11 protein-coding genes are annotated in these 19,307 nt (G+C 54.0%); all 11 read left to right on the top strand.

What is annotated here, in order from left to right:
* Positions 1 to 50: 50 nt before the first annotated feature.
* The 11 genes from oadA (at position 51) to ACSV5M_RS13795 (ending at position 19,292) form a co-directional block, all read left to right on the top strand.
* Positions 51 to 1,835 carry a sodium-extruding oxaloacetate decarboxylase subunit alpha gene (oadA, locus tag ACSV5M_RS13845; protein ID WP_439176829.1) on the top strand — a complete coding sequence of 595 codons (1,785 nt, stop codon included), beginning with the start codon at positions 51 to 53 and terminating at the stop codon, positions 1,833 to 1,835.
* 21 nt (positions 1,836 to 1,856) lie between these two features.
* Positions 1,857 to 3,167, top strand: coding sequence for a sodium ion-translocating decarboxylase subunit beta (locus ACSV5M_RS13840; protein WP_439176828.1), 1,311 nt, complete (start codon positions 1,857 to 1,859; stop codon positions 3,165 to 3,167).
* Between the two features lie 109 nt (positions 3,168 to 3,276).
* Positions 3,277 to 4,671: a DEAD/DEAH box helicase gene (locus ACSV5M_RS13835; protein WP_439176876.1), complete on the top strand. Its 1,395-nt coding sequence runs from the start codon at positions 3,277 to 3,279 to the stop codon at positions 4,669 to 4,671.
* A 411-nt stretch (positions 4,672 to 5,082) separates the two neighbouring features.
* Entirely contained in the window at positions 5,083 to 5,883 is an 801-nt protein-coding gene (locus ACSV5M_RS13830; protein ID WP_439176827.1) for a PhoH family protein, read from the top strand.
* A gap of 115 nt (positions 5,884 to 5,998) precedes the next feature.
* Entirely contained in the window at positions 5,999 to 6,790 is a 792-nt protein-coding gene (locus tag ACSV5M_RS13825; RefSeq protein WP_439176826.1) for a putative RNA methyltransferase, read from the top strand.
* Between the two features lie 85 nt (positions 6,791 to 6,875).
* Complete coding sequence (locus ACSV5M_RS13820; RefSeq protein ID WP_439176825.1) at positions 6,876 to 8,369, top strand: hypothetical protein; 1,494 nt, start codon at positions 6,876 to 6,878, stop codon at positions 8,367 to 8,369.
* 365 nt (positions 8,370 to 8,734) lie between these two features.
* Complete coding sequence (locus tag ACSV5M_RS13815) at positions 8,735 to 10,531, top strand: TolC family outer membrane protein (protein WP_439176824.1); 1,797 nt, start codon at positions 8,735 to 8,737, stop codon at positions 10,529 to 10,531.
* 28 nt (positions 10,532 to 10,559) lie between these two features.
* A complete protein-coding gene (locus tag ACSV5M_RS13810) occupies positions 10,560 to 12,713 on the top strand; it encodes a type I secretion system permease/ATPase (RefSeq protein ID WP_439176823.1) in 2,154 nt (717 codons plus the stop codon).
* Complete coding sequence (locus tag ACSV5M_RS13805; RefSeq protein ID WP_439176822.1) at positions 12,713 to 14,125, top strand: HlyD family type I secretion periplasmic adaptor subunit; 1,413 nt, start codon at positions 12,713 to 12,715, stop codon at positions 14,123 to 14,125. Before ACSV5M_RS13810 ends, ACSV5M_RS13805 begins: the two co-directional genes overlap by 1 nt.
* Complete coding sequence (locus ACSV5M_RS13800; RefSeq protein ID WP_439176821.1) at positions 14,122 to 14,715, top strand: LuxR C-terminal-related transcriptional regulator; 594 nt, start codon at positions 14,122 to 14,124, stop codon at positions 14,713 to 14,715. Before ACSV5M_RS13805 ends, ACSV5M_RS13800 begins: the two co-directional genes overlap by 4 nt.
* 161 nt (positions 14,716 to 14,876) lie before the next feature.
* Positions 14,877 to 19,292 carry a retention module-containing protein gene (locus ACSV5M_RS13795; RefSeq protein WP_439176820.1) on the top strand — a complete coding sequence of 1,472 codons (4,416 nt, stop codon included), beginning with the start codon at positions 14,877 to 14,879 and terminating at the stop codon, positions 19,290 to 19,292.
* The last annotated feature ends 15 nt before the right edge of the window (positions 19,293 to 19,307 follow it).

Raw genomic sequence — 19,307 nt, 5'->3', positions numbered from 1 at the left:
CGCCACCGTGCGCATAAACAAATAAGAAAACGAATAGAAAGGTAAGCACCATGAGCGATGTTAAAAAGCCCTTGGGTATCACTGAAGTTGTCTTGCGCGATGCACATCAATCTCTGTTTGCTACGCGTATGCGGTTGGACGATATGTTGCCTATTGCCGCCAAGCTGGACGAGATGGGCTATTGGTCATTGGAAACCTGGGGTGGTGCAACCTTCGATGCCTGCATTCGCTATTTGGGCGAAGATCCCTGGCATCGCATTCGCGAGCTGAAAAAAGTGATGCCGCGCACGCCGATGCAGATGTTGCTGCGCGGTCAGAATATCCTTGGTTATCGCCACTACGCCGACGATGTGGTGGACAAGTTTGTCGAGCGCGCAGCACACAATGGTGTGGATGTCTTTCGTGTATTCGATGCGATGAACGATATGCGCAACATCGAAACTGCGTTGAAAGCGGTCAAAAAACATGGCAAACATGCTCAGGGGACCATCTCTTACACACTGAGCCCGGTCCATAATGTCGATTTATGGGTAGAGCAGGGCAAGCGCATCGAAGACATGGGGGCGGATTCCATTTGTATTAAAGATATGGCCGGTCTGCTGAAGCCCTATACTGGTTTTGAACTGGTCAAGCGGTTAAAAGAAACCTGCCAGATTCCCATTCACCTCCATTGCCATGCCACCACCGGCCTGTCCACATCAACCATTGTTAAATGTGTCGAGGCTGGCGTCGATAATGTTGATACCTCTATCTCATCCATGTCCATGACCTACGGTCACAGCCCGACCGAATCAGTGGTAGCTATCTTGCAGGAAACCGAGCGTGATACCGGACTGGATATCCAGAAGCTCGAGGATATCGCGGCCTATTTTCGCGAAGTCCGCAAGAAATACGCGAAATTCGAAGGTGCCTTGCGCGGTGTGGATTCGCGCATTCTGGTGGCCCAGGTGCCGGGTGGCATGTTGACCAATATGGAAAGCCAACTGCGCGAACAGAATGCCCAGGACCGTTTTGATGAAGTCCTGGCAGAGATCCCGCGCGTTCGGGAAGACCTGGGTTTTATTCCGCTGGTGACACCGACCTCGCAAATTGTAGGTACCCAGGCGGTCTTGAATGTCTTGTGCGGCGAACGCTACAAGAACATCAGTAAAGAGACAGAAGGGGTGCTTAAAGGTGAGTACGGTGCAACGCCAGCGCCAGTAAATACGGAATTGCAGCAGCGCGTGCTGAACGGTGCGGCGCCAATTACTTGTCGTCCGGCAGACCTGCTGGAACCTGAGATGGATAAACTGACCCGTACCCTCAAGGAGTTGGCTGCGGAAAAAGATATCAGCCTCGCCCAAGGCGATGCATTGGTTGACGACGTGCTGACTTACGCACTCTTTCCCCAGGTGGGCCTGAAATTCCTCCAGAACCGTCATAATCCTGCTGCTTTCGAGCCAGTGCCCGGACAGGACAGCGCCGCGGTGGTAACTACGGAACAAGGTGAGGAAATTTACACCGTTTCAGTAGAAGGTCGAAGCTATACCGTGACGGTGTCCGCGGGTGGGGATATCACCGGTCTGGTGCCGCTGAACGGCGCGGCGGCGCCCGAAAGTCACGGCGATGTTACCGTGAGCGGTGGTGAATCCATCGTGGCACCGCTGGGGGGCATCATCTGTAAGGTGCTGGTCAAACCCGGTCAAAAAGTTCAGGTTGGTGACACCCTGTGTGTACTTGAAGCAATGAAGATGGAAACGGAAATCAGCACCTTCAAGGCCGGGACCGTTGTGGCAGTCGATATCCAGGTGGGTGACAGCGTCGCGGTGGGCGATGTGTTACTTACCATCGCCTGATTGCGGAGACGGAAGACGACTATGGAAAACTTTATCCGCCTTTGGCAAGACTCGGGCATTCATCATTTGCAATCCGGCCAGTTCATTATGTTACTGGTGGGGTTCCTGTTGTTATTTTTTGCTATTCGTAAAGGCTTTGAGCCGTTATTGCTGGTACCCATAGGCTTTGGCTGTATCCTCTCTAATATCCCCGGTGCCGGCTTATCCCTGACTGCGTTTGAAAGTGCACTTGCCTTTGGCCATACCGATGTATACCACGCGTTCGCTCAAGCCCTCGGCGTTGCACATGACGCGACGGCAACAGAGTTGGCGGAGCTGTATAAGAACGCCTCGACAGCGGTGCAGGTGCAGGTTCACCGGATAGCGACTGATTATGGTTTCAGTGACGGCATGTTATATGTCTTCTACAAAGTCGCCATTGCCAGCGGCGTAGCGCCGCTGATTATCTTTATGGGCGTAGGTGCCATGACTGATTTCGGTCCGCTGCTGGCAAATCCCAAGACCTTGTTCCTGGGGGCGGCGGCACAGTTCGGGATCTTTGCGACGGTGCTGGGCGCGGTAGGTTTATCCAGTATGGGCTTGATGGATTTTTCCATCGCTGACGCGGCGGCCATTGGTATCATCGGCGGTGCAGATGGGCCGACTGCGATTTACGTCGCCAGTATCCTGGCACCGGATTTGTTGGGCGCGATTGCCGTCGCTGCCTACTCTTATATGGCGTTGGTGCCGTTGATCCAACCGCCGATTATGCGCGCCTTGACCACCAAGGCCGACCGCCAGATCAAGATGCAGCAATTGCGCGAGGTTTCCAAGCGCGAAAAGATTCTATTTCCGCTCGTGCTACTGGTTCTGGTGGCGCTGTTCCTGCCGAGCGCGGCGGCTCTCCTGGGGATGTTCTGTTTTGGTAATTTGCTGCGCGAATGTGGAGTGGTAACGCGCCTGAGTGAAACGGCGCAAAATGCGCTGATCAACATCACCACGATTTTCCTCGGTCTGGCAGTGGGTTCAAAGTTGGCAGCTGATAAATTCCTCGACCCCAAAACCCTGGGCATTCTCGTATTGGGTATGTTGGCCTTTGCTATCGGCACGGCCATGGGCGTGTTGGTGGCTAAATTTATGAACCTGTTGTCAAAAAACAAGATCAACCCGTTAATTGGTTCCGCCGGTGTCTCGGCTGTGCCCATGGCGGCACGGGTCTCTAATAAGGTTGGCCTGGAAACTGACCCGCACAATTATTTGCTGATGCATGCCATGGGTCCCAATGTGGCCGGTGTCATCGGGTCAGCCGTGGCCGCCGGTGTTATGATTTCCATGGTCTCTGCCATGGGCTGATCGCCAGGATGATGCCGCGAAAGCTCTTTCCGTGCCGCGGGAAGAGCTTTTTTGTTTCTCCGCTTTAATTTGAATACTGCACGCTGCTGAGGATTTACCTGTGGAAAATATGCCCTTCGCTACATCAATTAACCATCCTCAACTGCTCAAGGCACTGGAGAGTCTGGCGTTAGTGCAAGCCACGCCGGTGCAGGAAAAAGCCATTCCGGAAATAGTGAGTAATAAAAATCTACTGGTCAGTGCCAAGACGGGCAGCGGTAAAACCATTGCGTTTCTCTTGCCGGCATTGCAGAAAATATTAACCGCGCCGCCGTTGAATCCTGTCAGTACCCGCGTCCTGATTCTCAGTCCAACGCGTGAACTGGCTCGACAAATCGTAAAAACCACCCAGCAGTTGTGTCGCTTTACCAGTATTAAGGTGGCAATGGTCACCGGTGGTGATGAATTGAAATACCAGAAAGCTCTGTTGCGTAAAAACCCTGAGATTGTGGTAGCCACACCGGGCCGTCTGGTAGAGCACATTCGGCATAAATCGACCGATTTTTCGGGCCTGGAAATGTTGATCCTGGACGAAGCTGATCGCATGCTGGATATGGGGTTGAGTGAAGATGTATTAGCGATTGCGGAGATCTGTTGCGCGCAACGCCAGACGTTGCTGTTTTCTGCCACGCTTGAGCAACGCGGTTTGCGTCATCTGATCAAACAGATCATGCAGGAACAACCCGCCGAAGAAATTGCGATAGAAGAGCCCGACAACCGCATCCAGCAACAAATTATCCTGGCCGATGATGACAAGCACAAAGAAAAAGTGTTGCTCGCCTTATTGGCGCGCTCAACCTACGACAAAGCGATTGTGTTTACCAATACCAAGGTAAAAGCGGCGCAGTTGGATGGACTGCTGCGTTATAACAAATACAGCATCAGTGCGTTGCACGGGGATATGACACAAGACCAGCGCAAGCGTTCGCTGGATATCTTTCGTCAGGGGCACACCCGTATTCTGGTGGCCACCGATGTTGCCGCAAGAGGCCTGGATGTCGAGGGTGTAGATCTGGTTATCAATGTGGATATGGCGCAAAGTGGTGACGATTATACGCACCGTATCGGTCGTACCGGTCGAGCCGAAAAAAGCGGTCGGGCCGTCTCGCTGATTGCGGCGAATGAATGGAATCTTATGAGCAGTATCGAACGTTATTTAAAAACCAGTTTTGAACGAATCAGCGTTCCCGGTTTGGTGGCCAGTTACACTGGGCCAAAAAAAGTGAAGGCCTCCGGCAAGGCATCGGGAACGAAAAAGAAGAAGCCGACAGAGACAAAAACCTCGGCTGTCAACAAAGTTAAAGTGCGCGAGCGGGATAAGAAAAACATTGGTAAACGTCGCGCGCCCAGTGCTCCCGCAATACAATCTGATGGGGCAACACCCCCGGCAAAAAACCTCGGCGATGGCTTTGCACCCTTGCGGCGCAAGCAAACGAATCTTCCGGACCTGGGTGACGAAGACTAGTTCCCTTGTTTCAGGGTTGTGATTGAACGCTCAATCTTTTGCTGTCCGTCATTAAAAATATTTTTGTATTGCACATTGACCACTTATAAATTTGGGCATAGTATCAAGACAAGGTGGCTAAAAAGAATGCCACCGACAAACAACAAATCTGAAAGATTTGTTTGACAGGTGTCACAGGTTTGTCATGGTGAAACGGTACAAGTTGCCCATGCGAATCGGTGGCGATAGATTACTCATCACGTAAAAAGGGGTGTGGGCGAGGCCGCTGGAATCTGTGTAGTTTGTGTAGCAGTTTGCGTAAAACAGAGCAGCAGGGCGTTTGTACCAGAAGCTTTTAAAGATATTGTTCAAGCGAAGCTTCTGAGTGAATCCGCCGAATGTTAACTTTGAACCTGAAGGGGATTTTAACCCATGGCGAAAAGATCTCACGCTAGACGCAATAACCACCATATGTTCACCGAAGACAATAGCTACCGAAGCTCGAAACACAAGTCATCACGAAAGCAGCGAGACGACGACAACATTGTCGAAATTAAATCCCGCTCCCAGCAAGTCGAAACCGCTTACTCTCCCCCTCGCTCTCCCCAACCGCTCCGCGCTAAAAATCACGCTCAACAACAATATATCACCGCCATTCAAAACCACGCTCTGACCTTTGGCATCGGCCCTGCCGGTACCGGTAAAAGTTATTGCGCGGGCGCATTGGCGGCAGAAGCATTGGAGTCAGGGCGAATTGAGCGGATTATCCTGACGCGACCCGCGGTGGAATCGGGGGAAAACCTCGGCTTTCTGCCGGGTGATCTGGATCAGAAGTTTTCGGTTTATATCGATGCTTTCCGCGATATCCTCAACGAGCGCCTCGGTGCCGGCACGGTGGATTATTGTTTACGCCATGGCCGTATCGTCGCAGCGCCGCTGGCATTTATGCGCGGTAAAACCTTCAACAGCAAAACCTTCGTCATCCTGGATGAAGCGCAAAATACCAGTCTGGCGCAAATGAAGATGTTCCTGACGCGCATCGGAGAAGACTGTAAAGTCGTCATCAACGGTGACGTGCAGCAGAGCGACATCCGGGGTCCTAACGGTCTGGCGGATGCGGTACGGCGCCTGGGTAATTTACCTAATGTCTATGTCCACGAGTTTGAGCGGGACGATATTGTGCGCAGCGGTCTGGTGCGCGACATTATTGATCGCTACGAATTGATGGACTGAGTAAACGCCTCCTACGCGCTGCGCTTATCGCAGCGCGTTTTTTTATACCTCTCTTGTATTCCCTTGCACCAATGGGCATGCTGCGTTTTTTTCATTACCTCGATTTTCATTGCCCATGTTGTGTTTTATTTGTCCGCTATGTCGCGAGCCCCTGATTGAAAATTCCCACGGCCTGGCGTGTAGTCGTCGTCATCAGTTTGATCGTGCACGGGAAGGCTATTTTCATCTTTTACCGGTACACCATAAAAATTCTCGTCAACCGGGTGATGCAAAGTTACAACTCCAGGCCCGGCGGCAGTTTCTTAACGCCAATTTTTTTTCGCCCTTGGTCGGCGCCTTGAAGCATCACCTTCCCGCGTCTACGCAACATCTACTGGATATCGGTTGTGGCGAAGGTTATTTCACCCGGCATTTGGCCTCAGCACTGGATGCATCTGCGCAAGTCTACGGTATCGACATTGCTAAAGACGGTGTGCGCCTGGCAGCGAAAGGGCGGCGCGAGTTCTACGCGGTCGCTTCCAGCTATGCCTTGCCTATTGCTGATCACAGCATGGACGTCATTACTCGAATTTATGCACCCAGCAAGGACAGTGAGTTGGCTCGCCTGTTGAAAAAAGATGGACGGCTGATCATCGTGACACCGGGGCCAAATCATTTGCTGCGCCTGCGGCAACAGCTGTATCAGGATATTCGTCCGCACCCCGAGCCTCAGGCACCTGAGGGATTTATTTTGCAGGAGACCCAGCAACTCAGGTTCGAGCTGATCACTCCAGCCGGTTCTCTTACGGAAGCCTTGTTGCAGATGACGCCCTTTGCCTGGCGTTTAACAGAGTCGCTTGCGGAAATGGCGGCGACCGGTTGGCAGGATCAAGCGGAGTTCAGGATTAGCCTGTATCGCCGGGTTTGAATTCTGCCCACACCCTACTTGCGCTCACCGCAAAAACGGGGCAGTCTAGCCATTGTTAGGTATCAGGGAATAACAGGGAGGCTTTATGACAGCCATAGCAGATTACAACACCAAGACCGGCCAATGGATGTTGGTGATCCATCGGGTCACTGCCACCAGCGCAGAGGTCTGGGTGGGCACATTATTTCCTACATTAAAAATGCCCCTGCGGGCGCAGGTTGAACTCCTTTTGCCGGACGGCTCGGTGCGCGTCCATTCGATTGTAAAAGAAGATTGGCAGCGCCCCTTCCGCAAGGTTAATCAACGTTTCTACGTGCTTTGCCGCTTTGACAACCTTGAGCCCGCAACCCGCTACCGGGTGGTTTTTTCCCGGCGTATTGAAGCAGTTCCCTGTGTGATTGAGGAAGCCTGGCAAGCCTTACGCTCTGGCTGTTTCGATACGCTACCCACCTCTATTCCCGCCCAAGGGTGTAAGCCCTTTACCGTCGGTTTGGGTAGCTGTTTCTACAATCATCGCGATGGCGGACAGGCAGCGGCAGCCTATCGCGCGCTCTACGAACGGGGGCCAGATGAGGCGCGGCCGGATATCACGGTATTGGCCGGCGATCAGGTATACCTGGATATCGGCTTCGATTCCCTGTCGTTACTAAATACCGAAATCCGCCAGCGAATTGCTGATGATTACGCGCTGCACTGGCAGGCGTTGGGTAGTATCTTCGGTTGTGGTGGCACCTGGATGCTGCCGGATGATCACGAATACTGGAATGACTATCCCTTCTATGACGGCCTGATTCCCGCGTTACTGGCGTTAAAGCTGGCGCGAGTCAGGAGCACCTGGACGGCTTCTGCCAGCGATGGGGTGAAAAACATCCAGCGCTCGCCACTGGTAGACACCTTTTCCATCGGCAACGACTTATCTTTCTGCTTTGCTGACTTGCGCTCCCACCGTAGCAAGCACCAGTTCATCACCCAGGAAGGTTTTGCGCAGTTGGTTGCCTGGGCACGTTCCCTAAGGTCACCCGGTGTACTGGTGATTCCACAGTTGCTGATCGATGAAGAAGATAAATGCGAGCGCAACCTGCTGAGCTTTTCCCGTCAATACCGCGAACTGCTGCAGGCCCTCGCTCACACCGGTAACGACATTGTGGTGTTGTCGGGAGATGTACATTTCGGTCGTATCGCCAGTGTGACCTTGGGGAACAATGGCGGTCGTTTGATCGAGGTCGTTTCATCGCCCATGTCCAACCTGACCGGTTTGAATGGCATCGCCACTGCCGAAGCAAAATCCAGCCCGGATTTCTTCCCGGACCCCCGCGTGATCCGCATTCCAGAGTGGGTGCCGGCCAAAGTCCGCTATGACAAATCCTTCCAGGTGAAAAGCAAACCCGGTTTCCTGATGTCGGCCTATCCCAAGGCCCGTACGCGGGAACACTTTATGACGGTGAGTTTCAGCCGTTTGGCATCGGGTGAGATTGAGTTGTCCGTCAATGCCTGGCGGATTCGCGAACGCTGTAAACCGGACAATCTACCTGTCAGTGACTTTGAGCAGCCATATAGAGTGGTTCTGCGAAAAATCTGATTCCCGCCTTATCGATTGGCGCCAAAGTAATATTGTGTAATTGCTTTGGCGTCAATTTCCTTATTCAATTCCCTGCCGTAAATCAAGTGAAGGTAGCTTTTTCAATTGAACTGGTTATATCTGATATGGCAGAAATAACTAATATTGTTAACTGCGTGGAATATCATGTATCATCATGCGCCAATTTGATGTGATTTTAAGCGACATGATTGTTTGTTAAGCAATTCCTCCAGGACGACAGAGACGGGTTGGACCCGAGCAACACCTGATCGCCATTTTCCCTTATGCCCTTAATCTCCAAGCCTGATGCGCTTCGGGCGGGAGTTCGGCATTTCCAGCAATATCAGCACAACAGGAACAAGTGGATGAATGACATGCACACCCGCCGTTATCCCGGCCATTATGTACGCAAGATTTTGGCGGTAGTCGCCAGCGTAACGCTATGGTGCGCGACGGCAGCCCAGGCACTAGAGGCGACAACGGTTCGACAAGTAGCCTTGCAAGCGATTGAGACCCATCCCGAAGTGCAGGCGAACTGGCACGCGTTCCGCGCCGCCGCCGAGGATGTCAGCGTGGCGCGTGGCGGTTATCTACCCTCGGTGGACCTGACGGCCTCCGCCGGTAAGGCAAACCGGGATTACGACGGTCGGGGGAGCTACGATAGCGGGCAGGCCGGCATTTCCCTGAGCCAGATGTTGTTTGATGGCTTTCGCACCAGCAGTCAGGTGAATCGGTTTGATAGTGCGCGTCTCGTGCGCTACTTCGAACTGCTGGACAGCGTGGAGAATATTGCCCTCGAAGCCGTCAGCGCCTATGAAGATGTGCAACGTCAACGCCAATTGGTGACCCTTGCGCGGGATAACTATGCCAAGCACCGTGAGGTGTTGGCCCAGATTGAAGAGCGGGTAACCTCTGGCGTCGGCCGCCGCGTTGACCTGGAGCAGGTGGCCGGGCGTCTCGCACTGGCGGAATCCAATCTGTTGACAGAGGCCTCAAACCTCCACGATGTCACGGCCCGTTACCTGCGCATCGTCGGCCAATTGCCGGCGCAGGCGCTGGCTCCTACCCAACTGGAAAACCACGTGTTGCCACCCAGTGTGCAAGAAGCTTTGACGTTGGCCTATCAAGGTAATCCGGGTTTTCACGCCGCCATCAAGAACATCGCTGCGGCCCAGGCCGCTGTCAAGGTCGAACGTTCGGGCTACTACCCCAAGGCGGAACTCCGGGCCCGCCAGAACATTGGCCGCAACACCAACGGTTTTGATGATCGTTTTGATCCGGATCGCTATGGGGAAGAGGGCGCTATTGAACTGGCTATCACCTATAACCTCTACAGCGGTGGCGCCAATCGTGCAGCGGTGCGGCGGTCGCTCGAACAGGTAAACCAGGCCAAGGATCTGCGCGACCAGGCCTGCATCAACCTCCGCCAAACCACCCAGATCGCTTACAACGATTCCCGACGGATCACTGAACAGCTGATTTCGCTGGATCAGCACCGTCGCTCCAGTGACAAGGTGCGCATTGCCTACAGCGAGCAATTCAATATTGGCCAGCGAACCTTGCTCGATTTGCTCGACGCCGAAAACGAATACTTCCAGGCTAGCCGCGCCTATGTGAACGCCCTGAGCGACAATGCCCTGGCGCGTGCCCGGACCTTGGCGGCCATGGGCAAATTGTTGCCGGCCCTCGGTATCGTGCGCGATGGTTTGACGATGCTTGATCAGGTCGATGCCGATCCGGTTCAGGTGGATGCTGATTCCGCGTGCCCGACAGACGCCCCGGTAGCGATGAGCCGCGCTGACCTGATCTCTGAAATGACGCCCATCAGTAACGATGCCTTATTTGCCACCGGCCGTTCTGACTTGAGCCCCGGCGCCGCTCAGCGGCTGGATCAGCTGCTGCAGCACATCAAGCAAACCCCCAAGGTGATGGAGATTCGCATCGAAGGCCATACGGACAACACCGGCAGTGACATGATCAATATTCCGCTTTCCAAAGCACGGGCAGAAAGCGTGCGCAATTATCTGGTGCTGAATGGCCTGGAGACTGCCACTATTCAGGTAGAAGGCTTTGGCGCTGCACGCCCGGTCGCCGACAACCTGACCGAAGCCGGACGCGCGAAGAATCGGCGCGTGGAAGTCACCGTCAGCCGCGCGCCCTGATTATCGTGGCGACCTTGGCGGAGTCAGTATGACCACATTGGTGAGTCAGCCTATCCAGATTGAGGCCACACAGCCAGGCGGAGCACTGCTGGAAGCCCTGCTGCTGGTGGCGCGAGCCCACGGTATCGATACCAGCCGCGACACCCTGCTGGCCGGTTTGCCGCTCTCGGACGGGCAATTAACACCGGCATTCTTATCCCGTGCCGCTCAGCGGGCCGGTTTGACCAGCCGACTGGTTGCGCGGGAGCTCCCGCGCCTTAACCCGGCACTCTTTCCCGTTATTCTCTTGCTGGATAACCAGGACACCTGTCTGTTGTTGGCACTCAAGGATCAGCGTGCCCAGGTGGTGTTTCCTGAGCTGGGCGAAGCCAACGTATGGCTGGAGCTGGATGAGCTCATGTCGCGTTACAGTGGCCATGCCATCTACCTCCGGCCCGAGGAGCGCCTCGATGCACGTACGACACCCATCGACAAGCAGACCGACGGCCACTGGTTCTGGAGCGTTGTTCGTCGGCATCGCGGGCTATACCGTGATGTGTTACTGGCCGCTTTCCTGATCAACCTGTTTGCCGTGGCGATGCCGCTGTTCGTCATGAACGTGTACGACCGCGTCGTACCCAACCACGCTACCGATACCCTGTGGATGCTGGCCGCGGGCATGGTGTTGGTGATGTGTGCCGACGCAGCGCTGCGCATGATGCGCGGCTGGTTTATCGATCTGGCCGCCAGCCGCACCGATATTACCTTGTCGGCGAGCATCATGGAGCGGGTGCTGGGCATGAAGATGAGCGAGCGACCGGTATCGGTCGGTTCCTTCGCCTCCGGTTTACAGGCTTTTGAAGCGGTGCGCAGCTTTATCGGATCGGCCACTGTGGTGGGGTTTATCGACTTACCCTTCGTGCTGCTCTTTACCTTGGTCATGGGCCTCATTTCCTGGCCGTTGGTGATCCCGGTGCTGGTGGGTATCGCACTGGTATTGCTCTACACCGCCGGGGTACAGCACAAACTCCACCAACTGTCCGAGCAGAATATGCAGGCAAGCGCGCAGCGTAATGCGGTACTGGTGGAAAGCCTGGTTGGCCTGGAGACGCTGAAGACCCTCGGCGCCGAAGGGCGGATGCAATCGCTATGGGAGAAAACCACCCTGCTGCTGTCGCGCAGTTCGGTCAAGATGCGCATGCTCTCTGGCTCGGTCACGGCGGGTACCCTGTGGATTCAACAAGCGGTAGCGGTGGCCATAATCATCGTCGGCGTTTATCTCATCATTGATGCTCAGCTCACCCAGGGCGCCCTGATTGCGGCTTATATGCTGTCGTCCCGGGTGATGGCACCGGTTGGTCAGACGGCAGCCCTGTTGATGCAATACCACCAGGCAGCTACCGCGCTGAAAACGCTCGACACGGTTATGGAAAAACCGGTGGAACGCCCGCAGGGCGGGCACTGGATCAGCCGCCCGCGCTTGCAGGGTGGTATTGAATTCAGGGACGTGGGATTTCGTTATCCGCAGGATGAGCGGGAAGTGCTGCGCGGTGTGTCGTTCAGGATTAATCCCGGCGAGCATGTGGCTATCCTGGGCCGCAACGGTTCCGGTAAGACCACGCTGGAAAAATTAATCGCCGGTTTGTATTCGCCGTCCCAAGGTGCGGTACTGATTGATGGGATTGATGCCCGGCAACTCGATCCGGCGGAGCTGCGCCGCAATATGGGGTATGTCTCCCAGGATGTGAACTTATTCTTCGGCTCGTTGCGTGACAACATCGCGATGGGCGCTCCCCAGGCGGATGATGAGCAGGTATTGAACGCTGTGCGCCTGAGCGGGTTGGCCGAATTTGTGCAGACCCATCCCGCCGGTCTGGCGATGCCGGTCGGTGAGCGCGGAGAGTTATTGTCCGGAGGCCAACGGCAAAGCGTCGCCATCGCCCGGGCGCTGCTGAATGATCCGGCCATCTTGTTGTTCGACGAACCCACCGGTGCCATGGACCACTCCAGCGAAGAAGCCTTCAAGCACCACATGCGTGACTATGCCCATGGTAAGACCCTGGTGGTGGTGACCCACCGTACGTCGCTGCTGGAACTGGTGGATCGGATTATCGTAATTGATGCCGGCAAGATTGTGGCTGATGGCCCTAAAGAGCAGGTCGTTGAAGCCTTGCGCCAGGGGCGTATCGGGAGGGCTTCCTGATGGCCACGAAAGAACAGGGCTGGTTTGCACGCCTGGGACGCTGGTTGGAAAAAGCCGGTGGTCCGGCCAGTCGTGTTATCGAGCGCCTCTATGCCCGTTGGCTCACCCCGCTCAATGACTCCAAAGATTGGGTTACCGAGGCCGACTGGGCCCGGCTGCAACAGGAACCCTTGCGCGCGCGGGCTTTGCTCTATGTCATGGCGCTGGTGTTGTTGCTGTTGCTGGTATGGGCCGCATTCGCCAGTGTGGATGAAGTTGCCCGGGGCGAGGGGCGGGTTATTCCATCGCGCCAACTCCAGGTTATCCAGTCATTTGACGGCGGCGTGGTGGACGAGATTCTGGTACACGAAGGCCAGGTGGTCGAGGCGGGGGATTTGTTGCTGCGTATCGACCCCACGCGTTTTATCTCCAGTTTTCGCGAGAGCCGCGCCCAGTACCTTTCCCTGCAAGCCAAGGCGGAACGCCTGAAGGCCCTTACCAGTGGGGCAGCTTTTGTCTTGCCGTCGGATGTTATGAGCGAGGCTCCGGATGTAGCAGCTTACGAACAGCGCCTGTTTGAAACGAGTTTACTGGAGCGAGCCGAGCAGCTCCGTATCGCCCGGGATCAACAGGTGCAACGGGAAGAGGAATACAAGGAAATCCAGGCCAAGGTGACACAGACCACCCGCGCTCATGAGCTGGCGCGGCAGGAATTGCAGGTCACCAGACCCCTGCTTGCCAGTGGTGCCATCTCGGAAGTTGAGATATTGCGTCTCGAAGGTGATGTATCCAATGCCGATGGAGCGCGCAAGCAGGCGCTGGCCCAACTGGCGCGCTCGGAAGCGGCAGTGGCGGAAGCGGCAGGCAAGCTGCGCGAGGTTGAATTGACCATCAACAACAAGTGGCGCAACGAGTTATCGGAGGTTATGGGCAAACTGGCCAGTCTGGAGGAGGGCAGTCGGGGCTTGGCTGACCGCATCAAATATGCCGAGATACGCTCACCGGTGAGAGGCACAGTACAACGCTTGTTGGTTAATACCGTGGGCGGCGTGGTACAGCCGGGTAATCAGGTGTTGGAGATTATCCCTCTGGATGATCAATTATTGATTGAGGCCAAGGTAGCGCCCAAAGATATCGCTTTCTTACGGCCGGGGCAGCCGGCCATCGTGAAATTTACCGCCTACGACTTTGTGGTCTACGGGGGGTTAACGGGCACATTGGAACATATCAGCGCCGATACGATAACCGATGAACGCGATAACACCTTTTATCTGGTACGCGTGCGCACGGACCGTGCAGGGTTTGATCCGGCCTTGCCGATCATGCCGGGCATGACAACCCAGGTTGACATCCTCACCGGCAAAAAGACCGTGCTTGCCTACTTGTTAAAGCCGGTGCTGCGTGCACAACAGAACGCCCTGACGGAACGATGACACGCCACTTCTTTATCAGCCCCGCAGCGGTTCGTTCGCCGCGCTGGCAACAGGCCTTCCCTGATGCGCAATGGTGTTGCTCGTGCGCCGAATTGCCCCGCGTATCCTCTGCTGATCTTGTCTGGTTGTTGCTGGAACCGGATCATGACCGGGATTTGTACACCTGTGTGGCATTGGAAGCGCCGGTCGTTGCCCTGACGCGGCAGGAGAATCTGGCTGAGGCACAAAAGGTGTTGGCCGCAGGAGCCTGCGGTTATCTGCATTACCTGGCAACGCCGGCCGTACTTGAACAGGTGAGCCAGGTGGTACGACACAAGGGGTTATGGCTGGGGGCTGACTTGATGCGGCAGCTGGTCCTCGGCAGTGCGAAGCGTTTGCCTGAACCCCTGTCCGAACCGCGTTTACAAGACCTGACGCCGCGCGAAAGAGCTGTGGCTGATGCCGTGGCCGCGGGTAAATCCAACAAAGAGGTTGCCCGTGATTTATCCATTACGGAACGCACGGTGAAAGCGCACTTGAGTGCGGCTTTCGAAAAACTGGGGGTGCGCGACCGACTGCACCTGGTGCTGGTGCTGGCGGGCCAGGCATAAATACCGGCTTCTACTGCCTCCTTCTCAGGCTCCATGTTTTTCTGTTCCTTATATTGTCCTTCAGTCCAATATCACTGACGTTCACTTCAACATAAAGTGCGCTCCATTATGCCCATCCCTGACTTGGGCACTCAACCCCATACCCGTTTGCGGAGCACCTTATGAGCAATGCCGTCGCCACAGTCACTTATACCCAGGGACAAGTCTGGGCCAAATCTCCGGACGGTAGTCTGCGCCCGCTTCAAGCCGGTAGCCTGGTAAATGCCGATGAAGTGATAGTGACCGCTGAAGGTGCCAGTGTAGAACTGGACTTTGGTGATGGTATTCCCGTGGCTATCGCGGGGAATCAGGAAGTGGCCATGGGGCGTGACTTGTGGGATGAACTGGCCGCTGGCGCCGATGAAGCGGCGGTGGAAGATGAGTCGGTTCGGCAAGCTTTGGCAATCCTGGAGCAGGGTGGTGATCTTCTGGAGGAAATGGAAGATACGGCGGCAGGTTTGGCTGGCGGTGCCGGTGGGGGTGGCATCAGCTTTGTGCAACTGGCCCGCTTGGCAATCGATACGCCTGAACTACATCGCTTTGAATTTACCGATACGCTGCCGTTGCCAACAGCGCCGGCGCAACAGGAAGCCCGCAGTATCAATTATCCGCCGGTAACCGCTGACCTTAATGTTCAAGGCGACGAAGATACAGCTATCATCGGACGTATCCTGGCAACGGACGCTGATGGCGATGCGCTGACGTATCAGATCACGACCCACCCCACGTACGGCTCGGTGGTGCTGGATACCACCATCGGTCAATTTGTTTACCTACCTGCTGCCAACTACCACGGTGCCGATAACTTTGTTGTTACCGTCACCGATGCGCGTGGCAACAGCACCACCAGTACAATCAATGTCACAGTGGTGCCGGTCAATGATCTTCCTGTTACGGCTGATGTGAACCTGAGCACCGATGAAGATGCCGCCGTTGCAGGGCAGGTGCTGGCCACTGACGTGGATGGTGATACCTTGGGGTATACCTTGGGCACTGCACCCGCTAACGGCAGCGTCACTCTTGATCCGGTAACGGGTGATTTTGTTTACACCCCGGCTGCCAATTTTAATGGCGCTGACAGTTTTGTCGTGGTGATTTCCGATGGCCAGGGTGGCAGTGTTACCAGTAGGGTCGCCGTTAATGTTGCACCGGTAAACGATGCGCCGGTCGCATCAGATCTTGCACTGACAACTGATGAAGATGTTGCGGTGACGGGTCAAATCAGTGCGACGGATGTCGATGACGACACATTGAGTTTTACTACCACCACAGCGCCGCAAAACGGCGTGTTGGTATTAAACCCGTCAACTGGTGAATTTACTTATACGCCTAATTCCCATCACAACGGTTCCGACAGCTTTATCGTCACCATCAGCGATGGCAATGGCGGTACAACGACCAGTACCGTCACCATCGGCGTCACGCCGGTAAACGATGCACCGGTTGTTGCACCTGTGACCTTGGCAGACATCAACGAAGACGGCAGCATCGTTATTACGCAAACTGATTTGTTGGCTGGTACAAGTGATCTGGATGGTGATGCGCTGACTGCAATTAATTTATCCCTGACAACCGGTAGTGGCAGGCTGATCGATAACGGTGACGGTACCTGGACTTTCACACCCGCCACTGATTGGAATGGTGATGTGGGTTTTGCCTTTGAAGTCTCAGACGGCACAGTCAATATTTCTAACGCCGCATCATTAACTGTTGTTTCTGAAAATGATGCACCGGTCGCGTCAGATCTTGCACTGACAACTGATGAAGATGTTGCCGTAACGGGTCAAATCAGTGCGACTGATGTTGATGGCGATACATTGAATTTTACTACCACCACAGCGCCGCAAAACGGTGTCGTGGTATTGAATCCATCAACCGGTGAATTTACTTATACACCTGACTCCCATCACAACGGTTCCGACAGTTTTATCGTCACCATCAGCGATGGCAATGGCGGTACAACGACCAGTACCGTCACCATCGGCGTCATGCCGGTAAACGATGCGCCGGTTGTTGCGCCTGTGACCTTGGCAGACATCAACGAAGACGGCAGCATCGTTATTACGCAAGCCGATTTGTTGGCTGGTGCAAGTGATCTGGATGGTGATGCATTAACAGCGATTAATTTATCCCTAACCACCGGCAACGGCAGTTTGATTGATAACGGTGACGGCACCTGGACCTTTACACCCATTGCTGATTGGAATGGTGATGTCAGTTTTGCCTTCGAAGTCTCAGACGGCACAGTCAATATACCCAACACCGCATCATTAAAGGTTGTTTCTGAAAATGATGCACCGGTCGCATCAGATCTTGCACTGACCACTGATGAAGATGTTGCCGTAACGGGTCAAATCAGTCCGACGGATGTTGATGGCGATACATTGAGCTACACCGTCACCACTTCACCGCAAAACGGCGTGCTGATATTAAACCCGTCAACCGGTGAATTTACTTATACACCTGATGCCCATTACAACGGGTCCGACAGCTTTATCGTCACCATTAGTGATGGCAATGGCGGTACAACGACGAGTACCGTCACCATTGGTGTCACGTCAGTAAACGATGCGCCGGTTGTTACACCTGTGACCTTGGCAGACATCAACGAAGACGGCAGCATCGTTATTACGCAAACTGATTTGTTGGCTGGTGCAAGTGATCTGGATGGTGATGCATTAACGGCGATTAATTTATCCCTCACGACCGGCAGTGGCAGTTTGATTGATAATGGTGATGGTACCTGGACCTTTACACCCGCCGCTGATTGGAATGGTGAGGTCAGTTTTGCTTTTGGAGTCTCAGACGGCACAGTCAATATACCCAATACCGCATCATTAACAGTTGTTTCTGAAAATGATGCGCCAGTCGCATCAGATCTTGCGCTGACCACTGATGAAGATGTTGCGGTAACGGGTCAAATCAGTGCGACCGATATCGATAGCGACAACCTCAGTTATACCGTCACTACTGCGGCGGCCAATGGCACCGTAAATATCGATCCCGACACCGGCACCTTCACCTACACGCCAAACGCTAATTACAATGGTAGTGATAGTTTTATCGTTACGGTGACCGATGGAAATGGCGGTAGTGTCACGAGTGCAATAACTGTAGATGTATTACCTGTTGCGGATACGCCAATATTATCTGCAAACGCTATTCAAATAAGTGGCGATAACGTTTTACCTGTGCCTGCCAGTGTTGGGCTCATGCAAAGATTTTATGACAATGTTGCGAATGTTGATGCCAGTACTGCGACCAATCCTGAATTGGTTGAAGTCGCAGTGGAAGCTGCGGTACCTACATCCGAAAATATCGTTTCAGATGTTTACTTGCCTACAGTAGGCGTTGATGACGCTTATCAATACACCGGCTATGTCTATTTGGAGGCGGGGCATAGTTATCAATTAACGGGCAGTCGGGACGATACGCTGCTGGTAAAAATCGGTGGCAACATAGTTTATAACGCCGGCTTTGATCAATGGGGGCCGATCAATGACGAGGTTCGCGAGGGGAACTGGTCTGGTGCAGCACTTGAATTCCCTGTTGCGGTATCTGGTTATTATTCGTTTGAAGTTGTTGCTTACAATGGCAATGAAGCAGGTAATCTGAATTTGGGCCTATCGGTTGACGGGAATGCCCCTGTTGCCTTAAGCACAGAAAATTTCTATCTCTATCCCGATGTGAGTTATCTCTCCGAAAGTATTACAACTGATTCCTATGTGCCTAATGGGGATGGAGGTTACTATCCTGCCGAAACAAATCAATATACCTATTTTTTAATGAATATTTCTGCTTCGGTTGGTGCGCCGGGAGAGACGATGAATGTGACCATCTCCACTGTGCCGGATGGCGTTGTGCTGACTGATGGAGTTAACGTTTTTACCGCTACATCAGGTTTGGATTCAGTCGATGTGACAGGTTGGGGAATAGATAATATTCAGGTAATTCCGCCGACGGATTATACAGGCAACTTCAGCCTGACCGTGATAGCAACCGCAACGGATAACACTGATAGTGCCAGTGCCACAAGCATCTTGAATTTTGAAGTATTATCCAACGACTTTAATAACATAGTGGGCACACCAACCGATAATGTGATAACTGGTTCTGGGGACGCGGATGCTATCTATGCCCTGAATGGCAATGACACCCTCATCGGCGGCGCCGGTAATGATTATTTATTGGGCGGATTAGGTGCGGATACGTTTGCCTGGAGCCTCGGCGATGCAGGTACGCCCGGTGCTCCTGCCGTGGATAAAATCGGCGATGTTAATTTCGCCCAGGGCGATGTATTGAGCTTGGCGGATTTGTTGCAAGGCGAGGAAAGCAACCCGCTAACGAATTACTTACATTTCGAAAATGATGGCAGTAATACCCGGATTCACGTCAGCAGCACGGGCGGCTATGCGGATGCGGGCTATGATGCAGGTGTGACTGACCAGATTATTGTTTTGGAGGGCGTTAGCCTGAGTGGTACTAACGCTGAGATTATTGCACAGTTACAAAATGCAAATAATTTGCTGGTCGATTAATTAGGTGTTGATTAA

The organism is Cellvibrio sp. ARAG 10.3, from assembly GCF_051846955.1.
GTDB lineage: Bacteria > Pseudomonadota > Gammaproteobacteria > Pseudomonadales > Cellvibrionaceae > Cellvibrio.
Note: the sequence above shows the minus strand (reverse complement) of the source record. Positions and strands in the feature narration are given on the sequence as shown.